This window comes from Streptomyces sp. NPDC001410 (genome assembly GCF_042895235.1).
GTDB lineage: Bacteria > Actinomycetota > Actinomycetes > Streptomycetales > Streptomycetaceae > Streptomyces.
In genome coordinates this window covers 148,045-169,227 of record NZ_JBIAWE010000024.1, presented here as the reverse complement: position 1 = coordinate 169,227, position 21,183 = coordinate 148,045, and the positions used below count along the sequence as shown (strand labels likewise).

The 21,183-nt window shown below is 68.6% G+C and carries 16 protein-coding genes and 3 pseudogenes; 11 read left to right on the top strand and 8 right to left on the bottom strand.

Translation table 11 applies throughout. The features are described 5' to 3' along the window. The first annotated feature begins 15 nt into the window (after positions 1-15). Positions 16-390 (top strand): hypothetical protein, encoded by a 375-nt coding sequence (locus ACFY3C_RS39790; protein WP_390774309.1) that lies wholly within the window; start codon positions 16-18, stop codon positions 388-390. Positions 391-414: 24 nt separating this feature from the next. On the opposite strand, the gene ACFY3C_RS39785 is transcribed toward ACFY3C_RS39790, so the two are convergent. Then, a complete protein-coding gene (locus ACFY3C_RS39785; RefSeq protein WP_390774308.1) occupies positions 415-2,367 on the bottom strand; it encodes a hypothetical protein in 1,953 nt (650 codons plus the stop codon). Next, complete coding sequence (locus ACFY3C_RS39780) at positions 2,364-3,152, bottom strand: hypothetical protein (protein WP_390774307.1); 789 nt, start codon at positions 3,150-3,152, stop codon at positions 2,364-2,366. Before ACFY3C_RS39780 ends, ACFY3C_RS39785 begins: the two co-directional genes overlap by 4 nt. Before the next feature lie 218 nt (positions 3,153-3,370). On the opposite strand from ACFY3C_RS39780, the gene ACFY3C_RS39775 reads away from it, so the two are divergent. From ACFY3C_RS39775 to ACFY3C_RS39760, 4 genes are all read left to right on the top strand, one after another. Further along, complete coding sequence (locus ACFY3C_RS39775) at positions 3,371-4,651, top strand: CHAT domain-containing protein (RefSeq protein WP_390774306.1); 1,281 nt, start codon at positions 3,371-3,373, stop codon at positions 4,649-4,651. 10 nt (positions 4,652-4,661) lie between these two features. Further along, a complete protein-coding gene (locus ACFY3C_RS39770; RefSeq protein WP_390774305.1) occupies positions 4,662-5,021 on the top strand; it encodes a hypothetical protein in 360 nt (119 codons plus the stop codon). An 8-nt stretch (positions 5,022-5,029) separates the two neighbouring features. Then, positions 5,030-6,103, top strand: a complete 1,074-nt coding sequence (locus ACFY3C_RS39765; RefSeq protein WP_390774304.1) for a hypothetical protein — start codon at positions 5,030-5,032, stop codon at positions 6,101-6,103. Between the two features lie 196 nt (positions 6,104-6,299). Beyond that, a complete protein-coding gene (locus tag ACFY3C_RS39760; protein ID WP_390774303.1) occupies positions 6,300-7,373 on the top strand; it encodes a transposase in 1,074 nt (357 codons plus the stop codon). Between the two features lie 327 nt (positions 7,374-7,700). Here the strand turns inward: ACFY3C_RS39760 and ACFY3C_RS39755 are convergent. Then, positions 7,701-7,982: pseudogene (locus ACFY3C_RS39755) on the bottom strand (transposase); the annotation flags it as partial. Here ACFY3C_RS39755 and ACFY3C_RS39750 point away from each other — a divergent pair. Continuing rightward, a pseudogene (locus ACFY3C_RS39750) lies at positions 7,979-8,730 on the top strand (DDE-type integrase/transposase/recombinase); the annotation flags it as partial. The pseudogenes ACFY3C_RS39755 and ACFY3C_RS39750 sit on opposite strands and share 4 nt — an antisense overlap. A 7-nt stretch (positions 8,731-8,737) precedes the next feature. On the opposite strand, the pseudogene ACFY3C_RS39745 reads toward ACFY3C_RS39750, so the two are convergent. Next, positions 8,738-9,760 (bottom strand): annotated as a pseudogene (locus ACFY3C_RS39745) (IS30 family transposase); the annotation flags it as partial. Continuing rightward, positions 9,663-12,185, bottom strand: a complete 2,523-nt coding sequence (locus ACFY3C_RS39740) for an N-6 DNA methylase (protein WP_390774333.1) — start codon at positions 12,183-12,185, stop codon at positions 9,663-9,665. The pseudogene ACFY3C_RS39745 and the gene ACFY3C_RS39740, both read right to left, overlap by 98 nt. A gap of 749 nt (positions 12,186-12,934) precedes the next feature. Between ACFY3C_RS39740 and ACFY3C_RS39735 the strand changes: the two genes are divergently transcribed. Further along, positions 12,935-14,167, top strand: a complete 1,233-nt coding sequence (locus ACFY3C_RS39735) for an IS110 family transposase (RefSeq protein WP_390774302.1) — start codon at positions 12,935-12,937, stop codon at positions 14,165-14,167. Between the two features lie 333 nt (positions 14,168-14,500). Here ACFY3C_RS39735 and ACFY3C_RS39730 read toward each other — a convergent pair whose 3' ends face one another. Further along, entirely contained in the window at positions 14,501-15,376 is an 876-nt protein-coding gene (locus ACFY3C_RS39730; RefSeq protein ID WP_390774301.1) for an undecaprenyl-diphosphate phosphatase, read from the bottom strand. A gap of 256 nt (positions 15,377-15,632) precedes the next feature. On the opposite strand from ACFY3C_RS39730, the gene ACFY3C_RS39725 reads away from it, so the two are divergent. From ACFY3C_RS39725 to ACFY3C_RS39715, 3 genes are read left to right on the top strand one after another with little or no spacing between them, the layout of a single operon-like run. After that, on the top strand, positions 15,633-16,781 hold the full coding sequence (locus ACFY3C_RS39725; RefSeq protein ID WP_390774300.1) for a Gfo/Idh/MocA family protein: 1,149 nt from the start codon (positions 15,633-15,635) through the stop codon (positions 16,779-16,781). After that, positions 16,778-17,707 carry a PmoA family protein gene (locus tag ACFY3C_RS39720; protein ID WP_390774299.1) on the top strand — a complete coding sequence of 310 codons (930 nt, stop codon included), beginning with the start codon at positions 16,778-16,780 and terminating at the stop codon, positions 17,705-17,707. The genes ACFY3C_RS39725 and ACFY3C_RS39720 overlap by 4 nt, the downstream gene beginning before the upstream one ends. Beyond that, positions 17,701-18,423: a cupin domain-containing protein gene (locus ACFY3C_RS39715; protein WP_386579736.1), complete on the top strand. Its 723-nt coding sequence runs from the start codon at positions 17,701-17,703 to the stop codon at positions 18,421-18,423. Before ACFY3C_RS39720 ends, ACFY3C_RS39715 begins: the two co-directional genes overlap by 7 nt. A 37-nt stretch (positions 18,424-18,460) precedes the next feature. On the opposite strand, the gene ACFY3C_RS39710 is transcribed toward ACFY3C_RS39715, so the two are convergent. Beyond that, positions 18,461-19,327 carry a GyrI-like domain-containing protein gene (locus ACFY3C_RS39710; RefSeq protein WP_386579737.1) on the bottom strand — a complete coding sequence of 289 codons (867 nt, stop codon included), beginning with the start codon at positions 19,325-19,327 and terminating at the stop codon, positions 18,461-18,463. A 92-nt stretch (positions 19,328-19,419) separates the two neighbouring features. Then, the gene (locus ACFY3C_RS39705; protein ID WP_386579738.1) at positions 19,420-19,890 is read right to left on the bottom strand and encodes a winged helix-turn-helix transcriptional regulator; all 471 of its coding nucleotides are present in this window, start codon (positions 19,888-19,890) and stop codon (positions 19,420-19,422) included. A 116-nt stretch (positions 19,891-20,006) separates the two neighbouring features. Here ACFY3C_RS39705 and ACFY3C_RS39700 point away from each other — a divergent pair, with 116 nt between their 5' ends. Beyond that, positions 20,007-21,176, top strand: coding sequence for a thiolase family protein (locus ACFY3C_RS39700; RefSeq protein ID WP_386579739.1), 1,170 nt, complete (start codon positions 20,007-20,009; stop codon positions 21,174-21,176). Positions 21,177-21,183: the final 7 nt, after the last annotated feature.

Below are 21,183 nucleotides of genomic sequence, written 5' to 3'. Positions count from 1 at the left end.
AAACTCCGCGCCGCCATGACCCGCCTCCTGGCCGGACAGCCCCAGCACACCGACGGCGCCCTGACCAAGGAAAACCTCGCCCGCGAAGCCGGCGTCAGCCACGCCACCGTCCACCGCGCCGCCGGCGTCCTCACCGAATGGAACGCCCACGTCCTCCATCCCGTCCGCCGCACGCCCAGCGAGCGCGCCCGCGGCGACACCATCACCACACTCCGCACCCAGCTGACCCAAGCCCGCGAGCAAGCACGCGAACTCCAAGGCCAGCTCGACGCCCTGGCCACTGTCACGGCGAACCTGTACGCCGAGAATCTCGCCCTGCGCAGACGCCTTCACGGCCGCAATTCGGCCCCAGCCGCTGGCGACGCCAACGTCCTTGCGCGGCCAGGTTGATGAGCTGGTAACCGCCGCGCAAGTTCAGGCCGATCTTCGGCCCGCCAGGCCCGGGCCTGCCTCCCGCGACTCGGCGGTGAGCGCGGAGGAAGGCCCGACGTGGTTCCGGGCGACAGTTGCAGCGGCGAGACGCTCCAGCCTCTCACTCGCTCGCCGATACCGGTCCGGGAGGTCGTCACCGCACCGTCTCGCCAGCTCGGCGAGGTCCACGTCGCGCTGTCCGAGCGCCTCGCTCAGCAGCACTGCGGAAGAGAGCTCCAGTACCAAGACGGCGTCGGCCTCTTGTCCGGCATGGATCATCGCGTACGCGCCCCGTGCGCCTACGCCCTGCAGATCCCGGATCCAGCTCTCCTTGTCCTGACGGGTCCACTGGGTCAAGGACAATCGGCGGCCGATGTCAGTGGTTGCGTGGTAGGCGGCCGCGGCGACCGCCCAGTTTCCGGTGGACGCGGACCAGTCGGCTCGGGCCCGCCAGATTGAAAGCGCAGCCGGGAGTTCGCCACGCGTGCTCGCTTCAGCAGCCCGCCGGTACAGATCATCGATGCGGTCCTTGAGCTCGGCTGCGGGGGCCACGGTGTACCGCTCCCGAAGAGCGTCGGCCAGCATCGCGGCAGTTGCCGGCCACATGGGTGACTCCGCGTTGGCCTGCGCCAAGGAATCCTCGAGTGCTTCGATGGCCCGCGACAGGTCAGTGCGGCTCGGGAATCGCCTATGGCGGTTGAGTAGGGACACCCCAAGGCTGTGCAGGACCAGGGTTCGCGTGGTGACGCGGTGGCAGGTCCGGACAGCCTCCTCCATGTGATGGACCGCCGCGTCGATCGTCGACCGGCGGTGATCGATGCGAAACAGCTCAAGCAGGCCCAAGCCCAAATGGTGTTGTGCCGCCGTGCTCTGTTTCGGTAACTCAATGGCCCGCCTGCACTGGCGAACCGACTCCACCAGATCCGACCGTTCCCGCCTGCGCAGCCACCTGAGCAGCAGGCCGTAGCCCAACTGACTCCGTGCGTCGGCCTCCGCTGCGGCGGAAGCCGACGCGACGGCGCTTTCCCGGAACAGCGTGAGCGCTTCCTCGAGAACGCTGATGTCCCCCGCTCGTTCGTACTCCCGAATCAGGGCCCACCCGGTGGCTTGCTGCGCCGCCGAGAACTGCGACGAACCGGCCGGAACCAGGGACAGGGCCTGCCGGATCAGTCGACGGGCCGATGCCATCACGCTCTGCCGCCCCATCAGCTCGTACAGTTCGGACAACACGTCTCCCGCCAAAATGAGGAGCTCCGGCAGATCCCAATCAGCGACCCCGCTCAGGTCCCACACATCGGGCAACTCCGCCCTGGCGCGAGCAAGGTATTCCTGCTGGCCCGTCAGCCGGTACTGCTCCATGTGCAGGTGCACTCGCAGAGCCCGCAGGCGTTCGCGGTGGCCGCGCTCCGCCGACAGTCGTTCCGCCTGGTCTAATGCCTCCAGGCAAGACTCGTACGAGCCTCCCTCGCCGACGACGAACAGGCTGCACATGACTTGGCAGAGCAGCAGGTAGTAGTTGGCACGCTCAGCTCTGCTGATCGAGGCTTGGCGTACGGCGCGTTCCGTGAGCTCGCGAGATCGGCTAAGGTCATCGGCTGCGCCCCGCAGGTGATAGCGGGAGTACAGCGCGGAGGCGAGGTTGGACAGGATCGGCCCTCGGTTGGGGGACGTGCGCACGACTGCCGCCGCGAGGTCGCCGAGCATGTCGATCGCCGTTTCCAGGTCGGCTATGCGCCCGAACTCCTGGTACCGCGCGTGGAATGCCATCCCTAGATCGTTGCGGGCGCCCGCGTACCGCTCATCCTCGACGGCAAGGCACGCGAGCCCCCGTTGCCAGGCGGTGATCGCTCCATCGAGTGCCTCCGGATTGCGCTGTGCGCGCCATTGATCGAAGCGTTGGCGGCCTTCGTCCAGGCTTGCCGAGGCTATTGTCGGCTGGATGTCGGGTTCGGTCATTTGCGTTGGCGTCGGGCGACGGCCACGATCGCATGATCGACGCCACGCTCGCGAGCCAGGCGTAAGAGTTCGATGAACTGGTCAGCCACCTGGCGGCCCTGTTCGGACGTCTGGATGCCCCGGATGCCGTCCAGTAGCACGGCGGCTTCGTCTCCCAGCAACGCCGGATTGGCCTCGACGGCGGCTCGCAATTTGCCGGCGGTCAGGTCCCCGGACAGGAGGTCGAATAGATCCGCATAGAGGCGTTCGATGTTGGTGGAATTGGTCTCTGGCCGGAGCGTCGGATGTCCGATGTATTGTTCTCGCCCCTGCCGGTCGACGTAGACGTCCACGCCTCCCTCCTCGCGGACCCACTCCAGCTCCTCGTCCATCTGTTCGGGCGTCCTGAATGTCAGTGTCCTCGCCTGCTCTAGCGTCCAGCCCTGGGGCGTGGCCAGGGCCGTTGGCGAAGCCCCGATGAGGGAGGCAACGGCATAACCCTCGGGCCGTACCTCAAACGAGAGCCAGGGGCAGGGCAGGGTCGGGCCGTCGTGTTGGTCGACCACCGCGATATCCACCGACGTGCCCTGTTCCGAGCGGAAGCTGAGCCGAGACATCCGCTCCGTCTGCAGGACGAAAGCCTCAACGTCCTCGGGCACCATGAAACTGATCGCCGTGAGCAGCCCGTCGCATCGCCACGTCGCGTTGGGGCAGTGCGCCTGGTAGCCAGCGAGTCCTCCCGGGTATCCGGCCCCCACGCGAGCTTGCGGGACGACAACCGTCAATGCCTCGATGACGACACTCATCAGATCCCTTATCGGCGTTGTGAGTCGATATCCAGGAGTTCCATCGAGTGTCGCAGAACGCACCGGGTCATGGAACCTGGCGTGCGGGTCGACAGGGCGCGTGAAGGGATCGCGTCATCACCTGATGCGCGGGTTCCTGAGGGCCGCGTTTCTGGGGCAGGATGGCACGAGGCACCGGCACGCCGGGGCGGCAGGCTGGACGGCATCTCGGAGCATGTATGGCCCACGAGACGGACCTCGACGACATTCAGGCGGCCCGCGACGAACTCGATGCTGTCATCGGCGAGATCCGAAACGTCCCTGGGTACCGCGACTTCCTCGCGCCGGCGACGTTCGACGACATCGCCCGGACGGCTGACACGTGCCCGCTGGTCTACCTCACCGCCGCCGGGCCGGGCGGTCTGGCGTTGATCGTCCGCGGTGTCGATGTCGGGCACGTACCGCTGAACCGCCTGACCGCTGCGACCTTGCGGGAACGGACACAACGACACCTCGCCGTATACGCCGAATACCGAGCCGCGCCCAGTGCCGCCCGCACCCGCTGGAATCGATCTCTGGAAGACGTGACGGCATGGCTCTGGGACGACGTCATGGGCCCCGTCATGGCAGAGCTTGGTGACGCCACCGAGGTGGTTCTGATACCCGGCGGGCTGCTCGGCTTGCTGCCCCTGCACGCCGCGTGGACGCCGGACACCGGACGGGCGACCGGCCGCCGCCACGTGCTGGACTCGATGCCGGTGAGTTACGCGCCCAACTCCCGATCGCTGAACGCGGCACGTCGGCTAGCCGCCGAGGTAACGCCAACCCGGCTGCTTGCGATCGCCGAGCCGTGGCCGGTGCCGGCCACGCGGCTGCCAGCGGCACGATACGAGGCAATGGTCGCCGCTGCGGCCTTCCAGAAAGCGCCGACGAGCCTGTCCGGTGGCGAAGCGACGTTCCTATCGCTTGAATGGGGAGCCCGGCGCGCCGACGTGCTTCACCTGGCCTGCCACGGCTCCGTCCGACTCGACAGCCCGCTCGACAGCGGCCTGCTGTTGGCAGGAGGGTGGGTCACCCTGCGCCGGCTGCTGGAGCTGCCGTTGAGGGTTCGGCTGGCCGTGCTGTCGGCGTGCGAGACTGCGATGCCGGGGACCGATCTGCCCGACGAGGTGGTGGCTTTGCCGACCGGGCTGCTGCAGGCAGGGGTCGCCGGAGTGGTCGCGTCACAGTGGGCGGTGCCCGACCAGGCAACGGCCATGCTGATGACGGAGTTCTACCGCTCCTGGCAGTGGGAAGGGATGGCGCCAGCGCACGCCCTGCGAGCCGCACAACGATGGTTGCGGGACACGACCAACGCCGAGAAGATCGACCACTATCGCGCCGCGCTGGACGAGCGGGCCGGCTGGTTGCCGGAGGCACTGGCTGAGACGTTCCTCGACCGACTCGACCTGTTGGTACCGGACAGGCACAGCCACCAAAGGATCCATAGTTGGGGCGGCTTCGCCCACGTCGGCGCCTGATGGAGCGAACATGACCGAAGAAGAGCTGCGCGGGTTGGCCGAGCAGATCCGCGCCGAACTGCCCGCTCTGATACACGACCTGCACGAGCGGACGCGGGTGGAGCGGGATCTGGCTCAAGCCCTGGGGCGACCCTCGGGTACCGCGGCGGAAGCGCTGAAGGCGACGCTGCGCTCGAACGAGGCCATCCAGGAACGGTTAGAGGATGACCACGACCGGATCGTGGTCCAAGCCGGTGATCCCACCGCGGCTCTGATCGGCGTCCTGTACATCTGCCCCAAGCAGGATTATTCGGTGGTGCGTGAGGTGCCGACCGACGAGGTGCAGCTGTGCCCTCACGACGGGTCGGTCCTCGACCGGTACCAGGGCTAGAAGCCGCCATGCTCACTGCGTTCTGGTCCGGCCTCGGCGGAGAGTTCGCCAGACAGTGGGCCGCACGGGTCCTCACTCCGGCGTTCGCGTTCTGGGCCGGCGGTGCGGCCACGATCTGGTGGCAATCGCACCGCGCTGGGGTACACCGCCACGGCTTGGCAGCCGAGTTCACCACCAGTGCCGACGAGTTGCAGCGACTGTCCGGCCTAGCCCAGGTGCTACTGATCACCGGCGCACTGCTGCTCATGGCGGTGTCCGCGATCGTCGCCGAGCGGTTGACGCTGCCGCTGCTGCGCCTGCTTGAGGGCTATTGGTCGCGCCCGCGTTGGTTGCGTGCGCGGATGGTCAGCCATCGCAGGAGCCGGTACGACCACTGGCGGAAGCTGGTTGACGAGTTAAGTATCCGGCAGCTGTTCGGCACCCTGAGCCCGGCGGAGTTCGTCGAGCTCCGAAGGCTCGAGGTGGCACCGCCGTCGGACACGACCCGCCTGCGCGAGCTGCGGCGTCGGCGCGAGGAAGGTTTCGACGCGCGATCGATGGCCGATCTGGCTCGCGGGCGCCGGTTTCTGCACCATTCGCCCGGGCAGGACGCGCTGGGCATGCCGAGCCGGTTGGGTGAGATCCTGCGCGCGGCGGAGCGGCGCCCGTACGACAAGTATGGCCTCGACGGCGTCATCTGCTGGTATTCGCTCTGGCTGCTTCTGCCCGCGGAAACCAAGACCGCGCTCGTGCAGGCTCGGGTGGCCGTCGACAACTCGGTACGGCTGTGGCTGTGGGGCGCGTTGTTCATCGTGTGGACGCCGTGGACATGGTGGGCGGTCGGGTTGGCCGTGGTGGTTCCGACGCTTGCGTACTACGTAGGCATTCTTGGCGCCGCTCGCCTGTTCGGCGACCTGACCGGCTCGGCCTTCGACCTGTACCGCTTTCGGCTCTATAACGCGTTGCATCTGCCTCGGCCGACTTCGCCAGCGGAGGAGCGGCGCACTGCGGGGCCCCGGGTGACAAGTCTGTTGTGGGGCGGGCTGGACGAGCCCGACCTCAGCTACACCGACCCGCCTGATGGCCCAGACGGTGACCAGTGAACCTGCGCCATCTTGAAGTTACTGGTCATTGTGGTGGCGTGATGGTCTTCCGGAGCGCTCGTGCTGGTCGTGGCGGTACTCCATACGGAAGATTGTCTGGCAGGGGGCGCTTCGTGCCTGTAGGGTTCCAGAAGTGACGTATAGTATCTGACCAGGCACTTTGCGACTCCGGGCGATCACGGCAAGCTCGGACCCCATGGCACTGCGCATGCTCTACCTGGTCTTCCTCCGACTCCTCGGACTGCTCCTGCTGCTCTCCCGCTCGCAGCAGACCAAGGACGCCGAGCTGCTCGCGCTGCGCCACGAGAACGCGGTGCTGCGCCGCCAGCTCGGCGTCCGGCCACACCTCACCTGGCCGGACCGCGCCGTGCTCGCCGCCCTCGCCCGGCACCTACCCTCCCGGCTGCGCCGACACCGCCTGTTCACACCCGGCACCCTGCTCACCTGGCACCGGCGACTACTGCGCTGGAAGTGGAAGCAGAAACCCGCACGGACCGGCCGCCCGCCGATCTCCGAGGAACTCACCGCCCTGATCCTGCGCCTGGCCCGCGAGAACCCGACCTGGGGCTCAACCCGTATCCAGGGCGAGCTGCGGCGCCTGGGCCACCGCGTCGGCGCCTCCACCATCCGACGCATCCTGCGCAGCGCCGGCCTCGGCCCCGCACCCAGACGAAGCCGCGGCGCCCCGACCTGGCGCGAGTTCGTACGCGCCCAGGCCTCCGGCCTGCTCGCCGCCGACTTCTTCCACGTGGACACCGCCGCGCTGACCAGGCTGTACGCCTTCGTGGTCATGGAGGTCGGCACCCGCACCGTGCACATCCTCGGCGTCACCGCCCACCCGACCGCAGCCTGGGCCACCCAGCTCTCGAGGAACCTCCTCGCCAACCTCGCAGACCGCGCCGCCCGCTTCCGCTACCTGCTACGCGACCGCGACAGCCGCTACACCCAGGCGTTCGACGCCGTCTTCACCGCCGACGGCATCGAGATCCTGAAGAGCCCGCCACAGACACCGCGGATGAACGCCCACGTGGAGAGGTTCATCCGCAGCGTGCGGGCCGAGTGCACCGACCGGATGCTGATCTACAACGAGCAACACGCACGGAGTGTCCTCGCCGAATACGCCGAGCACTACAACTCCGGAAGGCCGCACCGGGCCCTGCACCTTCGCGCACCAGCCGACGATCCGGACGTCATCCCCTTCCCCGCCCAACACATCCAGCGCCACGACGTCCTCAGCGGACTCATCCACGAGTACCGCGACACAGCCTGACGAAGATCACGACAGTCTGGCGAACGCCCAGCTCAACGCATGTGCGGGACTTTTGGCACCCAACACCCGGGCCAAGTGGTCGGTGCCGTGCGGCCATACGCCGTCATCCCTGAAGGTCTTCAGGACGCCCTCAAGGCGGATGCTGCTGCGGAGGGCCAGCGCTTCGCCGGGCGCCCAGGCACGTACCTTGTTGTGGAATCAGCGCTGGCCGGTGGCATGGATTCTGTTCAGGCGGAGGCGATCCTCAGCGAGCTCGGCAACAGGTGATACCCAGCGGGGGAGCCCGCCTGCAAGCCTCAACGCTACACCGTTACTGACTTCGGCTCGTCAAGGTGACGTTGGGTTGTCGAGGCTCAGGCCGGTGCCGGCTATGAAGCCGTCGAGGGTGTCGGGCCGGTACTGGAGGCGTTTGAGCCGGTTGCGTACGAGTGCTTCGAGCCGGTCGAGGGCGACCACGGCGAGGTTGGCCAGGCTGCGCTTGACGTGCGCCCACACGCCCTCGACGGGGTTCAGGTCCGGCGAGTACGCGGGCAGCAGGAAGACCGTCAGCCATTCACGTTCGGCCATCAGCTCACGCATGGCCTGGGAGACGTGGGTGTTGAGCTGATCTGGGTGTCAACCCGGAGACGCTGCGGAACTGGGTACGGGCTGCGGGGGCAAGCCGGCCCCGGGGACGCCGGGTGGAGATACCCGCCGAGCCGCCCACTCCACTGGAGGCGGAGAACGCGGCCCTGCGCAAGAAGGTCCGCGAACTGGAGGAGGAGCGCGAGATCCTGCGCAAGGCGGCGAAGTATTTCGCCGGGGAGACGCGCTGGTGAACCGCTTCCAGTTCGTCGCCGACCACCAGCGCCGCTTCGGCGTGAAGCGGCTGTGCACCATCCTCAACGTCGCCCGCTCAAGCTTCTACTACTGGCGCAGGTCCGCGGCTGGCCGGGCGGCCCGGCAGACGGCCGACGCGAAGCTCGCCGCCCGGATACGCACGGTTCACCGGGACTCGGACGGCACTTACGGCGTCCCCAGGATCACCGCTGAACTACGTGAGACAGGCGAGTTGGTCAAGCAACCGCACCACGATTTCGGATCCGGCCGCCGCGAAGGCCGCCGACCTCATCGGCCGCGACTTCACTGCCGCGGCGGTGAACACGAAGTACGTCGGCGACATCACTGTTATCTCCGGCTGGCCGGCGGGAAGTTTCTGTATCTGGCCACGGTCATCGACCTCGCCTCTCGGCGCCTGGCCGGCTGGGCGATCGCCGATCATATGCGTGCCGAACTGGTCACCGAGGCCCTGGCCGCCGCCGAACGGTGCCGCGGCGGCCTCGCCGGCGCCGTCATACACACCGATCACGGCGCCCAGCCCGGGCTCAACCGGTCGTCGCAACACCGGTCTCTTGGATCGAGAGTAGTTGCTCGTTGAGGACTTCGGCGGGTGTCTTCCAGCCGAGGGTTTTTCGGGGCCTGTTGTTGAGTGCGAGGGCAACGGCTTCGAGTTCGCTGGCGTCCCATCGCGACAGGTCCGTGCCTTTCGGGAAGTACTGGCGAAGGAGTCCGTTCGTGTTCTCGTTGGTTCCCCGCTGCCATGGGCTGTGGGGGTCGGCGAAGTAGACCTTCAGGCCGGTGTCGATGCGGAGTTGAGCATGCTGGGCCAGCTCCTTGCCGCGGTCCCAGGTCAGTGACCGACGCAGGTGCTCGGGCAGCGTGGTGATCATGTCGGCGATCGCGTCTTTCACGGCCTCGGCGCCGCGGCCGGCCAGTGCCGGGCCGTTCTTCACCCGTGGTTCGAGGCCGTAGCCGTCCATTCGGGGCAGGTGCAGCAGCATCGTGAACCTGGTTGTGCGTTCGACGAGCGTGCCGATCGCCGAACGGTTCAGGCCGATGATTAGGTCGCCTTCCCAGTGTCCTGGGACCGCTCGGTCCTCGGCCTCAGCCGGTCGTTCGCTGATCATCACCTCGGGCGTGACATGACCACCAGGCCCCCGCCGCGTTCGAGCGCGCGGGACGCGCAACGCACGACCGGTGCGCAGGCAGGCGACCAGTTCGCGCTTCAGCGCGCCGCGGCCCTGGACATAGAGGGCCTGGTAGATCGCCTCGTGCGAGATGCGCATGGACTCATCATCGGGGAAGTCGGCCTTGAGCCGGTTCGAGATCTGCTGCGGACTCCACGACGTGGCCCACCGCCGGTCCTGCCGCCGGGGCTTGTTGCGGCCCTTCCACTGGGGCATTGCGGGCCCCGGCACAGGCTTCCCGTCTGCAGCCCGGATCACCCCGGCGAGCCTGTCCTGCACGTATTCAGACAGCCGCTCGTTGCCGGCCAGCTTCGCTGTCTTCGGCCGCTGTGCTCGGCGCTCGGCATGCCACTGCGCGGTGGTCGCCCGATAACCCGGACGGTAGGCGCGCGGCGCGCACGAGAGGAAAGTCCTGCCAGCCTGCGCCGATCAGGTTGCGCAGGGTGTGGATGTGACCGGTCAGGATGTCGAGCTGCTCCTTGAGGGACTCGGCGGTTGTCGTTCCAGAGTGGCCGCTCCAGGCATTGCGCCGTTGGATCACCTCTCCGAACAGGTTCGTGAGGTCGGCGCTGAGGAGGGTGTCCAGGAAATCTGGTGGTGCGTCGGCAAAGGCTGCTCGTGCTCGTGCCTGCTCGTCGGTGTCGGTTCCGGTCAGTGCGGTGCGATATCTCTTGTTGAGCCGTTGCAGGATGATGTGCCAGACACCGAGGGTGGCCCGCTCGGGGGTGAGTCCCACGGAGCGGATTTGCTCGGCGAGTGCGGGAAGTTCCTGCTCAAGCCGTGAACGGTCTTGGAGCAGGGCTGACACGCTGACGGTGGCGTGGAATTGGATGGTGGCTTCCCAGAAGTGGAACATCTGGTCGCGGCGGGCGTGCAGGTTGCTGTCGCCTTTGGACTCGTATGCCCAGAGGGCACTGGCCATGGGGAAGGGCAGGCTGGCCGCCCATTGAGCGAGATCTGCCGACGGGATGAGACTGCTGGCTTCGCGGTAGATGTCGGATCGCTTTTTGGGGTCGTTCCAGAGTTCCCGGTGTGAGTCGACCAGGTGACGGCGGGCTGCGACCAGCGCCCGTTCCGCGCGGGCCATTTCCCGCTGGATGGGGAGGTCCGGCAGGGCGACGAGGAGATCGTCAGCCATGCGCCAGGCCTGGTTGAGGTTGACGGCGCGGGGGCTGACGTAGCTGTCGCCGCCGGAGCCGACGGCTGTCGAGCGCAGGTGCCGACCGAGAGGGGAATTGAGCCACCCCGCCAGGTATTCGGCGTCCGTGTACGCGTGCCTGGGCCGGATCACGAGCACCCGGTTGTCGGGAGCGACTTCGCCAGGGTCCCCGGTCACCGCGTCCAGGTGCGGTTCGATGGGGACGACGAGAGCCTGCTCCCCGGTGACGGCCGACAGCATGGCGGCGCGCTCAGCGGCCTTGGTCGAGGGGATGTAGCAGAGGTGCTCGGTGAGCTCGGTGAGACGGGCGGTCTTCCAGCCGAGCTGGGTGAGCGCTCGCAGCGCACGCGGGGTTCGGTCGGTGGTGAAGACGCGGTCCACGTCGAACCGTGTGAGCGGTGGTTTGGCCACGTCCGTCACGGTCGGTGGCATGGTGGCGTACCGAGTGTCGCGCCAGGCTTCGGTGGTGGAGGTCGCTGGCAGGAGCATGGTCAGGCGCGGGACATCGCCCGGCTCGCGCCTGCTGGTGACCGCGGTGGCGTGGTGGGTGACGCTGACCTGTCGGAAGGACAGATCCTTTACTGCGGCTGTTCGGCTGTAGGCCGTCGGCTTTGAATGCCTCAGGCTGCGGGACAGTTCGTCGAGAGCCGCCTCGCTGATCGTGCGGCGTTCGAGTCGACGGGCGTCCCCGTCCTGATAGAAGCCGCGGAGGTCGATGAACTGCACCTTGCGTCGACGTGCTGCGGGCTTGCGGTTGGAGAAGACCAGGGCGTACAGCCGCATTCCGGTGCTGGTGCTGAGCCCTTCGGGCAGTACGACCACGGCGTCCAGGAGATCCTGGTCGAGCAGCCATGCACGGATAGCGCTGCCGCCCGCGTCGTACAGCGGTCCGGTGGTGGTGAACATGATGCCCCGCCCGCCGCCATCCGCCGGATCCCGAAGCTTGCTGACCAGGATCTGGGCGAACAGGAGCGAGGCGTTGTCGGGCTGTGGAAGCCCGGCGGGGTAGCGGCCTTCCGGTCGGTCGGCCTCGGCTGCGCATTCCTCGTAGCTGTTCCGCCAGGACAGGTTGTACGGAATCTCGGCCACCGTGTAGTCGAATTGGCAGTCGGGGAAGGTGTCCTGTGTGAGCGAGTCAGCCTGGCTGAACCTGGAGTCGGCGCCCAGGAGGAAGGCGTGGGCACGGGCACGCCGGACAGTCGCCGCGTTGATGTCCTGGCCGTTGACGGTGACAGCCGTTCCGGTCTGCTCGGCCAGCGCCTGCGCCGCGTCCAGCGCCAGGGTGGCGGAACCGCACGCCGGATCGTAGAGATGTGCCGCCTCCGTGCGGCTCTCGTGCGCGTACGCGGTCAGGGCGGTTCTGGCAACCTCGACGAGCGAGGCCGACGTGGTGAACTCGCCACGGTGGTCCGAGGGCAGGTAGGGGCGGAGCAGGAGACGGGCGTAGTGACGCAGTTGGGCCGGCGTGTAGCTGTTCAGTGCCCGTTGCTCACCGTCCAGCAATGAGTCCAACTCAGGGGTTCTGCGCTGTGAGTTCCCCGCGGCACGCTGCAGGTCTTCGAGTTCTGGTGCAGGCAGGCCCGTAGTCCGGGTTCGCCATTCGACGGCGTTCCACAGCAGCACGTCGGCTATCTCGCCGGCATCCATGTGTCCCCGAAGGGAGTCCAGGAGATGCCACAGGCGCTGGTCGACCGTCCGTTGCTCGTTCGTCATGTGGAGCCCCCCCGGGGTGGTCGAGTGCGTACCCGGCTGACCGGGGTCTGTCCTCTGACCGTGAACGTCGGCATTCAGCGTGAGGGGATCAACTTACTAGCCATTGCCTTGCGATCTTGAATGGTGTGTCGAACAGCGCGAGTTGGACACTGTCGCCACTCAACAGCTGCGTACGGGGACGCAGTAGTCCGACCGGACATAGGTATGTTGTCTCGGGACGTTGGTGGCCGCCGCCCGCGCCGGTGTCGGCGGACGCCCCACGATCGCCAGTGAGGAAGCTATCCGCGCCACCCCCAGCCTCCTGCCCGACCCAGGCCGCTCCATCACCTCGCTCGCCAAACTCCTCGGCGTTCTGGGGCGGACCGAAGACCATCACGGACGGGCTAGACCAGCTGCTCGGCCTCTGTATGACCTGGCGCGATACGAAGGCCGCACTGGTGCTCTCCCGCTCGAGCCCCACTCTGGCCGTTCTCATCAAGAGGGTCTGCTGCAAGTTCGGGTGACGCCTTGACCTGACCTGTCGCCCGAACTTGCAGCAGACCCGGGCCCGTGGAGTGCGCTGGTGCCACGAACGGCTAGTGAGGTGGCGGCGCATCCGCCTGGCGGTTGATGCCTGGGATTAGGTCGCTCGCGTGGCCCGCATGCGCTCGTGACCAGCGTAAACAGCAGCACATCGGGAGGGAATGGTCTTGATTTACTGCGGAATCGACTGGGCAGAACGGACCCATGATGTCGCCCTGGTCGACGACACCGGCGCCTTGGTGGCCAAGCGGCACATCACTGACGATGCGGCTGGCTACCAGCTGCTTTTGGAGTTGCTCGCCGAGCACGGCGACACAAAAGAGACGCCGATCCCGGTTGCGATCGAAACCTCCCGCGGTCTACTGGTCGCGGTGCTTCGGACCGGGAAGCGGAAGGTGTTCGCGATCAACCCGATGGCCGCTGCCCGCTACCGCGACCGTCACAGCGTCTCGCGCAAGAAGTCAGACCCGGGCGATGCCCTGGTCCTGGCGAACATCTTGCGCACCGACATGCACGTCCACCGCCCGCTGCCTGACGACAGCGACCTTGGCAGGGCTATCGCCGTACTTGCCCGCGCTCAGCAGGACTCTCTCTGGAATCGGCAGCAGCTCGCCAACCAGCTCCGCTCCCTACTGCGCGAGTACTACCCGTCCGCGCTGGAAGCCTTCGCCACCTGGGCCAACGGCCTGTGCCGTCCAGAGGCCCGAGAACTACTCAAGGCCGCCCCGACCTCCAGCCGGGCCGCCAAGCTGACCCGCCCCCAGCTCCAGGCCGCCCTCAAGCGGGCCGGCCGCAAGCGCGGCATCGCAGCCGAGGCCGACCGTCTCCACGACGTCTTCCGCGCAGAGTGGGCCCACCAGCCTCCGCTCATCGAGGACGCACTCGGTAAGCAGATGCTCGCCCTCCTCATCCAGCTGGAGGCTGCCTGCACCGCCGCCGACGACCTGGCCGAGGCGGTGGAAGAGGCGTTCCCTCAGCATCCGGACGCCGAGATTCTGCTGAGCTTCCCCGGGCTCGGCATTCAGCTCGCCGCCCGGGTCCTGGCTGAGATCGGGGACGACCACACTCGCTTCGCCGATGCCCGCGGACTGAAGGCATACGCCGGCTCCTCACCCGTAACCAGGGCCTCCGGCAAGAAGTCGTCCACCACCCGACGATGGGTGAAGAACGACCGTCTCAATCACGTCGGCTACCTGTGGGCTTTCGCCTCGCTCCGCGCCTCCGCCGGAGCCAACGCCCATTACCGGCGACGACGAGAGCACGGAGACTGGCACGCAGCCGCTCAACGCAACCTCTTCAACCGCATGATCGGCCAGCTCTACCACTGCATCCAGCACCACGAACTCTTCAACGAGAACACCGCATTCCCCACCGAACTCGCTGCCGTCGCTTGACCCGTTGGCATCGTGGGGTGTCTTCTACCAACCGCCAACCCCGATTGCCCCTTGACCAAAGTCATAGGGGCACCCCCCCGTGCCGATCTCGTGGCAACTGTTTAACTCGGGCGGGTGAGGCGGCTTGGGGAGACGACGGGCGAGCTGCCTGGCCGCGGGCCCGCACGGCTTGCCGTGCGGGCCCTGCCGTGTCATCCCTTGCTTCGCGGACGCACGCGCCCTAGGAGGGTGCATCCCGCCTCCCAGGTGGGAGACGAGTGGGAGATGATCATGGCGTGGTGATGCAATCAGGCGCTAGAAAATGCTAGATAGCGCTACCTGTGCGGCCTTGGTTCAGCCCCCGGATTCCGCCGCGTGGGGGCTCAGGGCGCCCGTCGTCACCAGCGCGATGATGACGATGCCGAGGGCGATGCGGTACCAGACGAAAGGCATGAAGCTCTTGTTGGAGATCCACTTCATGAACCAGGCGATCACCGCGTAACCCGACGCGAACGCGATCACGGTCGCGAACAGGGTCGGGCCCCAGTCGACATCGCCGCTGCCCACCGAGTCCTTCACCTCGAACAGCCCGGACGCCAGCACCGCCGGGATGGCCAGCAGGAAGGAGTAGCGGGCCGCCGCCTCGCGCTTGTAGCCCATGAACAGGCCGCCGCTGATGGTCGCTCCGGAGCGGGAGACACCGGGGATGAGGGCGCACGCCTGGCAGAGGCCGAAGATCAGGCCGTCCTTGACGCCGAGGTTCTCCAGCGTCTTGCGCTGCTTGGGCGCGCGGTGCCGCCCCCCGGTCTCGTCACGGGCCGCCAGACGGTCCGCGATGCCGATCACCACGCCGACGACGACGAGCATGGTCGCGGTGATCCGCAGATCACGGAACGGACCCTCGATCTGGTCCTTGAGTGTCACACCGAGCACACCGATCGGGATCGAGCCGACGATCACCAGCCAGCCCATCTGGGCGTCGTGGTTGTGCCGCATCGCCTTGTCGAACAGCGACCGGAACCAGGCCGAGATGATCCGCCCGATGTCCTTGCGGAAGTAGATCAGGACCGCCGCCTCCGTACCGATCTGGGTGATCGCCGTGAAGGCCGCCCCGGGGTCCTTCCAACCCGAGAAGGCCGCGGTCAGCCGCAGATGCGCGCTGGAGGAGACGGGCAGGAACTCGGTCAGCCCCTGGACGAGTCCGAGGACGAGGGATTCAAACCAAGACATGAAGGTACGACGTCCAAGCGCTGATGGGATATGTGGTGATCATGTGACTGGGGCAGCGTATCGGGCTCCCCGGACCGCCCGGGAACAGGGGTTCGCCGTCGGCCGGCGGTGAGCGGCGGGACACGAAGGTTCACAGGTGGCACCGGGTGTTGACCGGCCCCGGCGCCTCCGCTTACGTTGCAGCGCAGGAGAAAGCGCTTGCTGCACCCGCCGCACCGCGCCCGCCGCCGTCCCCGGAGGAGTGCTGAACCCGCCCATGCCTCGCTCGACATCCCCCTGCTCCGGCCGGCGCATCCGGGCCGCCGTCATCGGCACCGGCGCCATCGGGCGCGGATCGCATCTGCCCGCGCTCGCCCGACTCGCCGAGGAGGGCGAGACGGAGGTCGTGGCCGCCGTCGACATCGACAAGGACGCCGTGGAGGCGTTCTGCGCCGAGGCCCGCATCCCGCACGCCTATACGGACCTCGACCTGATGCTCACCGAGCAGCGGCCCGACCTGGTCACCATCGGCACCCCGCCCACGCTGCACCGCGCACAGACGGTGGCCGCGCTGCGCGCCGGGGCCTGGGTGTGGTGCGAGAAGCCCCCGGTGCCCTCGCTCGCCGACTTCGACGCGATCGAGGCGGAGGAGGGCACCGACGGCGGGCCGTACGCGTCGATCGTCTTCCAGCACCGCTTCGGCTCCGGATCCCGGCATGTGCGGCAGCTCCTCGCCGAGCGGGCGATGGGGCGCCCGCTGGTGGCCCACTGCCAGACCACCTGGTACCGGGACACCGCCTACTACGCCGTGCCCTGGCGGGGCCGCTGGCACACCGAGGGCGGCGGCCCGGCCATGGGGCACGGCATCCACCAGATGGATCTGCTGCTCGACCTCCTCGGGCCGTGGAGCGAGGTGCGGGCCATGGCCGGCCGGCTGGTGCACGACGTGGAGACCGAGGACGTCTCCACCGCGCTCGTCCGCTTCGAGAACGGCGCGCTGGCGACCGTCGTCAACAGCGTGCTCAGCCCCGACGAGGTCAGCCGCATCCGCATCGACTGCGAACGCGCCACCGTCGAACTGACCCACCTCTACGGGCACGCCAACGACAACTGGCGCATCACCCCGGCCCCCGACGTGCCGTCCGAACAGGTCGCCGCCTGGCGGGACTTCGGGCCCGACGCGCCCAGCTCGCACCTCGCCCAGCTGCGGGAGCTGGTCGCGAGCATGCGCTCGGGGGAGCGGCCGCGCAGCAGCGGGGCGGACGGGCGCACCAGCCTGGAGCTGATCACCGCGCTGTACAGGTCGGCGTTCACCGACACGACCGTACGACGCGGCGAGATCGGGCCCGGCGACCCGTACTACACGGCCCTGCACGGCGACGCGCCCGGCTGGGCACCCGGGGCGACCGAGGAGGTCCCGGCATGAGCGGCCGACTGCGCCTCGTCCACGCCCACGGCGACCGGATCACGGTGACCGAACCGCTCACCGGCGTCGAGCTGTTCGCCTATGTCTACAGCCCGGAGGCGGCCTGGGAGGCGCCGAAGCCGTACCTCCACCCGGTGCGCACCCTGGCGGGCGACATCGTCACCGATTACCGGCCCAACGACCACCGCTGGCACAAGGGCCTGTCCCTGACGGCCTCGCATCTGTCCGGGGCGAACCTGTGGGGCGGTAACACATACGTCCATGGGGAGGGCTATCTCGAACTCCCGGAGCGGGTCGGCTCGATGGCGCACGCCGGCTTCGACGAGATCGCCGCCGACGAGGACCGGGCCGTCATCTCCGAGCGGCTGACCTGGCACCCGCACGGCGGCCGGCTGTGGGCCGAGGAGGTCCGCCGCGTCGAGGTGCACGACGTCGACCCGGCCTGCGGCTCCTGGGCGCTGACCTGGTCGTCCGCGGTGACCAACCGCCGCGAGGAGCCCCTGCGCTTCGGCAGTCCGACCACCGCCGGACGCGAGATGGCCGGCTACACCGGCCTGTTCTGGCGCGGCCCGCGCGCCTTCCGTGGCGGCCGGATCATCGGCCCCGACGGGGAGGGCCCGGAGCTGATGGGCACGCAGGGCCCCTGGCTGGCCCTGTCCGGCGAGCACGACGGCACCGACGGGCACGCCACCGTCGTCTTCGCGCACGCCCCGGAGAACGATCACTCGGGCGCCGGGGGTACCCACCCCGCCCACTGGTTCGTCCGCAACGACCCCTTCGCGGGCATCGCCCCGTCCTGGGCCTTCCACGAGGAGCTGGAGCTGGCCCCCGGCGACACCCTCACCCGCCGCTACCGAGTCGTCGTCGCCGACGGCGCCTGGGGGCGGGAGGAGATCGCCAAGTACCTGGAGGCGCACCCGTGGTGAGCGGGTACGGCGGGCTGCCCGGCGGGGTCGCCGTCTCGCGCCTGTGCGTCTACGACTGGCCCGCCGCCGACGGCCTGCACGGCGGAACCCCCCATCTGCACCTGGCCTGTTCGGAGGGGTACGTGGTCACGGGCGGGACCGGTGCCGTCCAGACGCTGACGGCGTCCGGGTACCGGGTCACGCCCCTGGAGGCGGGCACGGTCGCCTGGTTCACGCCGGGCACCATCCACCGGCTGGTCAACGAGGGCGACCTGCGCATCACCGTCCTGATGCAGAACAGCGGCCTGCCGGAGGCCGGCGACGCGGTGCTCACCCTGCCCCCGCGGTACCTGACCGACCCGGACACGTACGCCGCCGCGACCGTGATCCCGGCCGACGCACCGGAGGAGGAGCGGGAGCGGCTCGCTCGCGCCCGCCGTGACCTCGCCCTGGAGGGCTACCGCACCCTGTGCGAGGCTTCCGGCCCCGAGCCGCTGGCCGCCTTCCACCGGGCCGCCGCAGCCCTCGTACGGCCCCGGCTGGCGCAGTGGCGCGAGCGCTGGCGGCACGGGGCACGCGCGGCCGCCGAGACCACCGGGGACCACCTGGCTCGCCTCGAAGGCGGCGACGTCTCCCACCTCGCCGACGCCGCCGTACGGGCCGAACAGCCTTCGGAGGAAGGGAAGTTCGGGATGTGCGGGCGGCTGGACGTGTACCGGTCGGAGGCGTGGTCGTAGGGGCGGGACGGCATGCGTCCCGCCCCTTGCTCATGGGTCAGACCGCAGTCCGCTCCACGGGCATCCACAGCTCCGCATCCGCCTGAGTGGCGTCCTGCGACAGCTGGGTCCGCAGAATCTCCGGTCCCGGCCGGCTCCGGTACGGATTGGACGGGAACCACTGCGTGAACACGTCCCGCCAGAGGTACTGGAGCGCCTGCGGGAACGGCCCGGAGCTCTGGAAGACGGCCCAGGTCCCGGCCGGCACGGTGAGCGCATCCATGTCCTGGGGCGCGGCGGCGCGGGTCACCACCCCGTGGTAGTAGTCGAGTTCGGTCCCCTCCGCCCGACTAGGGTCGATGTTCTCACTCACCCCGACGATCCCCTGTGGTTCCTGATCGGACAGACTCCGCATGCGCTGCAGCGTCTCCTGCCCGATGCCCCGGATGAAGTCGGCAATGGCAGGGTTCACCCCCTCGTGCACGAGCGGAACGCGTGCCTTCCTGCCGACCACACGGAACTCGTCCTTCTCCACGACCCGGTATCGCATACTGCTACTCCCTTCGACGGTGAGGCGGAAGGACAGCCGTGGCTGGGACTGCAGACTCGCACCGGACCGTCTGGCCTCGCCGGGACCGACGCCGTGCATGACGCGGAACGCACGCGCGAACGCCTCCCCCGACGTGTAGCCGTACCGCACCGCGATCTCCAGCAGCGTCCGATCCCCGGCCAGCACCTCGGCGCCGGCGATCGTGAGCCGCCTGCGCCGGATGTACTCCGACAGCGGGATCCCCGCCAGCGCGGAGAACAGCCGCCGCAAGTGGTACTCCGAAGTCACCACGATCCGCGCGAGGTCGGCCCCCTCGATCCGCTGATCAAGGTGGCACTCGATGTGCTCCATGGCCTGGTTCAGCCGCTCCAGCACCCCGGCCTCCTTCCCTTTCGATCACTCACGTTAGGAAGGACTCACCCTGCCGGACCCGACATCCTGTGCCCGATCCGGTCGGGTACGACGGCCTAGGCGGCCGTCGGGCCGGTGACCGTCCAGCCCGGGGCCTGCGGGTGGGCCGTCAGGTCGTCGTGGTGGACGGGCTCGCCGCAGGCCCGGCAGGTGACCTGGGGGACCAGTTCGTTGCCGCAGCTGTGCTCGATGACCATGGGGAGGTCGGCGCCCTTGCGCAGGTGGCGGTCGCCCCACTCCTTGAGGGTCATCAGGACCGGCTCCAGCTCCAGCCCGGCCGGTGTGGGCCGGTACTCGAAGCGCTGCGGGCGCTCGCTGTAGGCGCGCTTGGTGAGGATTCCCGCGTCCACGAGCCGGCGCAGCCGGGTGGCCAGGATGTCGCGCGGGGCGCCGATGTTGCGCACGAGCTGGTCGAAGCGGCCGTTGCCCAGACACACCTCGCGCAGGACGAGCAGGGAGTACTTCTCGCCGACCAGGGCGAGGGCGTCGGCGATGGAGCAGGGGCGCGGGTCTTTCGTGGCGGCCATGGTGGCCAGTCTAGAGGAGGGTTTGATTTTCCAACCCATGGAGCTATCGTGAGTTTGGATTTCCTACTCACTGGTAGCTCCCTACGGGTAGCCAGGCGGCCAAGGAGGCCCGCACCATGCGAGACGCAGTCATCGTCGAAGCCGTACGCACGCCCATCGGCAAGGGCAAGCCGAACGGCTCCCTCGCCCACGTCCACCCCGTGCAGCTCCTCGCGCACACCCTGCGCACCCTGGTCGAGCGCTCCGGCGTCGACCCGGCGCTGATCGACGACGTCATCGGCGGCACCGTCGACCAGGTCGGCGAGCAGGCCATGAACACCACCCGGTACGCCGTCCTCGCGGCCGGATTCCCGGAGACGGTCCCGGCGACCACCGTGGACCGGCAGTGCGGCTCCTCCCAGCAGGCCGTGCACTTCGCCGCGCAGGGCGTCATCTCGGGCGCCTACGACCTCGTCGTCGCCTGCGGAGTGGAGTCGATGAGCCGGGTGCCGATGTGGTCCAACGTGCCGGCCGGCAAGGACCCCTTCGGTCCGGGCGTGGCCGAGCGCTACCCGGAGGGCCTGCTCCCGCAGGGGATCAGCGCCGAACTCATCGCCGCCAAGTGGTCCCTCACGCGCGCGCGGATGGACGAGTTCGCGGTCTCCTCGCACCACAAGGCCGCCGCCGCGTGGGAGGCCGGCCTGTTCGACGCCGAGGTGGCGCCGCTGGAGGGCGTCACCCGCGACGAGTGCGTACGGCCCGGCAGCACCCCGGAGATCCTCGGCGGCCTCAAGCCCGCCTACTACGACCCCGGCTTCGCCGAGCGCTTCCCGCAGATCGAGTGGAACGTCACCGCGGGCAACGCGAGCCCCGTCAACGACGGCGCCTCCGCCGTGCTGATCACCTCCAGCGAGACTGCGGCCCGCCTCGGCCTGCGCCCGATCGCCCGCCTGCACAGCTTCGCCGTCACCGGCTCCGACCCGCTGCTGATGCTCACCGGTGTCATCCCGGCGACGGAGAAGGTGCTGCGCCGTGCCTCGCTGAGTCTGGCCGACATCGACCTGTTCGAGATCAACGAGGCCTTCTCCAGCGTGGTCCTGTCCTGGCAGCAGGAGACCGGCGCCGACCTCGCCAAGGTCAATGTGCACGGCGGTGCCATCGCCCTCGGCCACCCGCTGGGCGCCAGCGGCACCCGCCTGACCACCACCCTGGTCCACGCCATGCGCGAACGCGGCGCGCGCTACGCCCTGCAGACCATGTGCGAGGCGGGCGGGCTCGCCAACGCGATGATCCTGGAAGGGGTCTGAAGGATCA

What these genes read in the sequence shown, in the direction of transcription:
- ACFY3C_RS39730 (WP_390774301.1), bottom strand. Translation starts at nt 15,376, where the DNA reads ATGTCTTGGTTTGAATCCCTCGTCCTCGGACTCGTCCAGGGGCTGACC.
- ACFY3C_RS39735 (WP_390774302.1), top strand. Translation starts at nt 12,935, where the DNA reads ATGGTCTTGATTTACTGCGGAATCGACTGGGCAGAACGGACCCATGAT.
- ACFY3C_RS39770 (WP_390774305.1), top strand. Translation starts at nt 4,662, where the DNA reads ATGACCGAAGAAGAGCTGCGCGGGTTGGCCGAGCAGATCCGCGCCGAA.
- ACFY3C_RS39720 (WP_390774299.1), top strand. Translation starts at nt 16,778, where the DNA reads ATGAGCGGCCGACTGCGCCTCGTCCACGCCCACGGCGACCGGATCACG.
- ACFY3C_RS39785 (WP_390774308.1), bottom strand. Translation starts at nt 2,367, where the DNA reads ATGACCGAACCCGACATCCAGCCGACAATAGCCTCGGCAAGCCTGGAC.
- ACFY3C_RS39705 (WP_386579738.1), bottom strand. Translation starts at nt 19,890, where the DNA reads ATGGCCGCCACGAAAGACCCGCGCCCCTGCTCCATCGCCGACGCCCTC.
- ACFY3C_RS39760 (WP_390774303.1), top strand. Translation starts at nt 6,300, where the DNA reads ATGGCACTGCGCATGCTCTACCTGGTCTTCCTCCGACTCCTCGGACTG.
- ACFY3C_RS39740 (WP_390774333.1), bottom strand. Translation starts at nt 12,185, where the DNA reads ATGGATGCCGGCGAGATAGCCGACGTGCTGCTGTGGAACGCCGTCGAA.
- ACFY3C_RS39725 (WP_390774300.1), top strand. Translation starts at nt 15,633, where the DNA reads ATGCCTCGCTCGACATCCCCCTGCTCCGGCCGGCGCATCCGGGCCGCC.
- ACFY3C_RS39765 (WP_390774304.1), top strand. Translation starts at nt 5,030, where the DNA reads ATGCTCACTGCGTTCTGGTCCGGCCTCGGCGGAGAGTTCGCCAGACAG.
- ACFY3C_RS39775 (WP_390774306.1), top strand. Translation starts at nt 3,371, where the DNA reads ATGGCCCACGAGACGGACCTCGACGACATTCAGGCGGCCCGCGACGAA.
- ACFY3C_RS39780 (WP_390774307.1), bottom strand. Translation starts at nt 3,152, where the DNA reads ATGAGTGTCGTCATCGAGGCATTGACGGTTGTCGTCCCGCAAGCTCGC.
- ACFY3C_RS39700 (WP_386579739.1), top strand. Translation starts at nt 20,007, where the DNA reads ATGCGAGACGCAGTCATCGTCGAAGCCGTACGCACGCCCATCGGCAAG.
- ACFY3C_RS39790 (WP_390774309.1), top strand. Translation starts at nt 16, where the DNA reads ATGACCCGCCTCCTGGCCGGACAGCCCCAGCACACCGACGGCGCCCTG.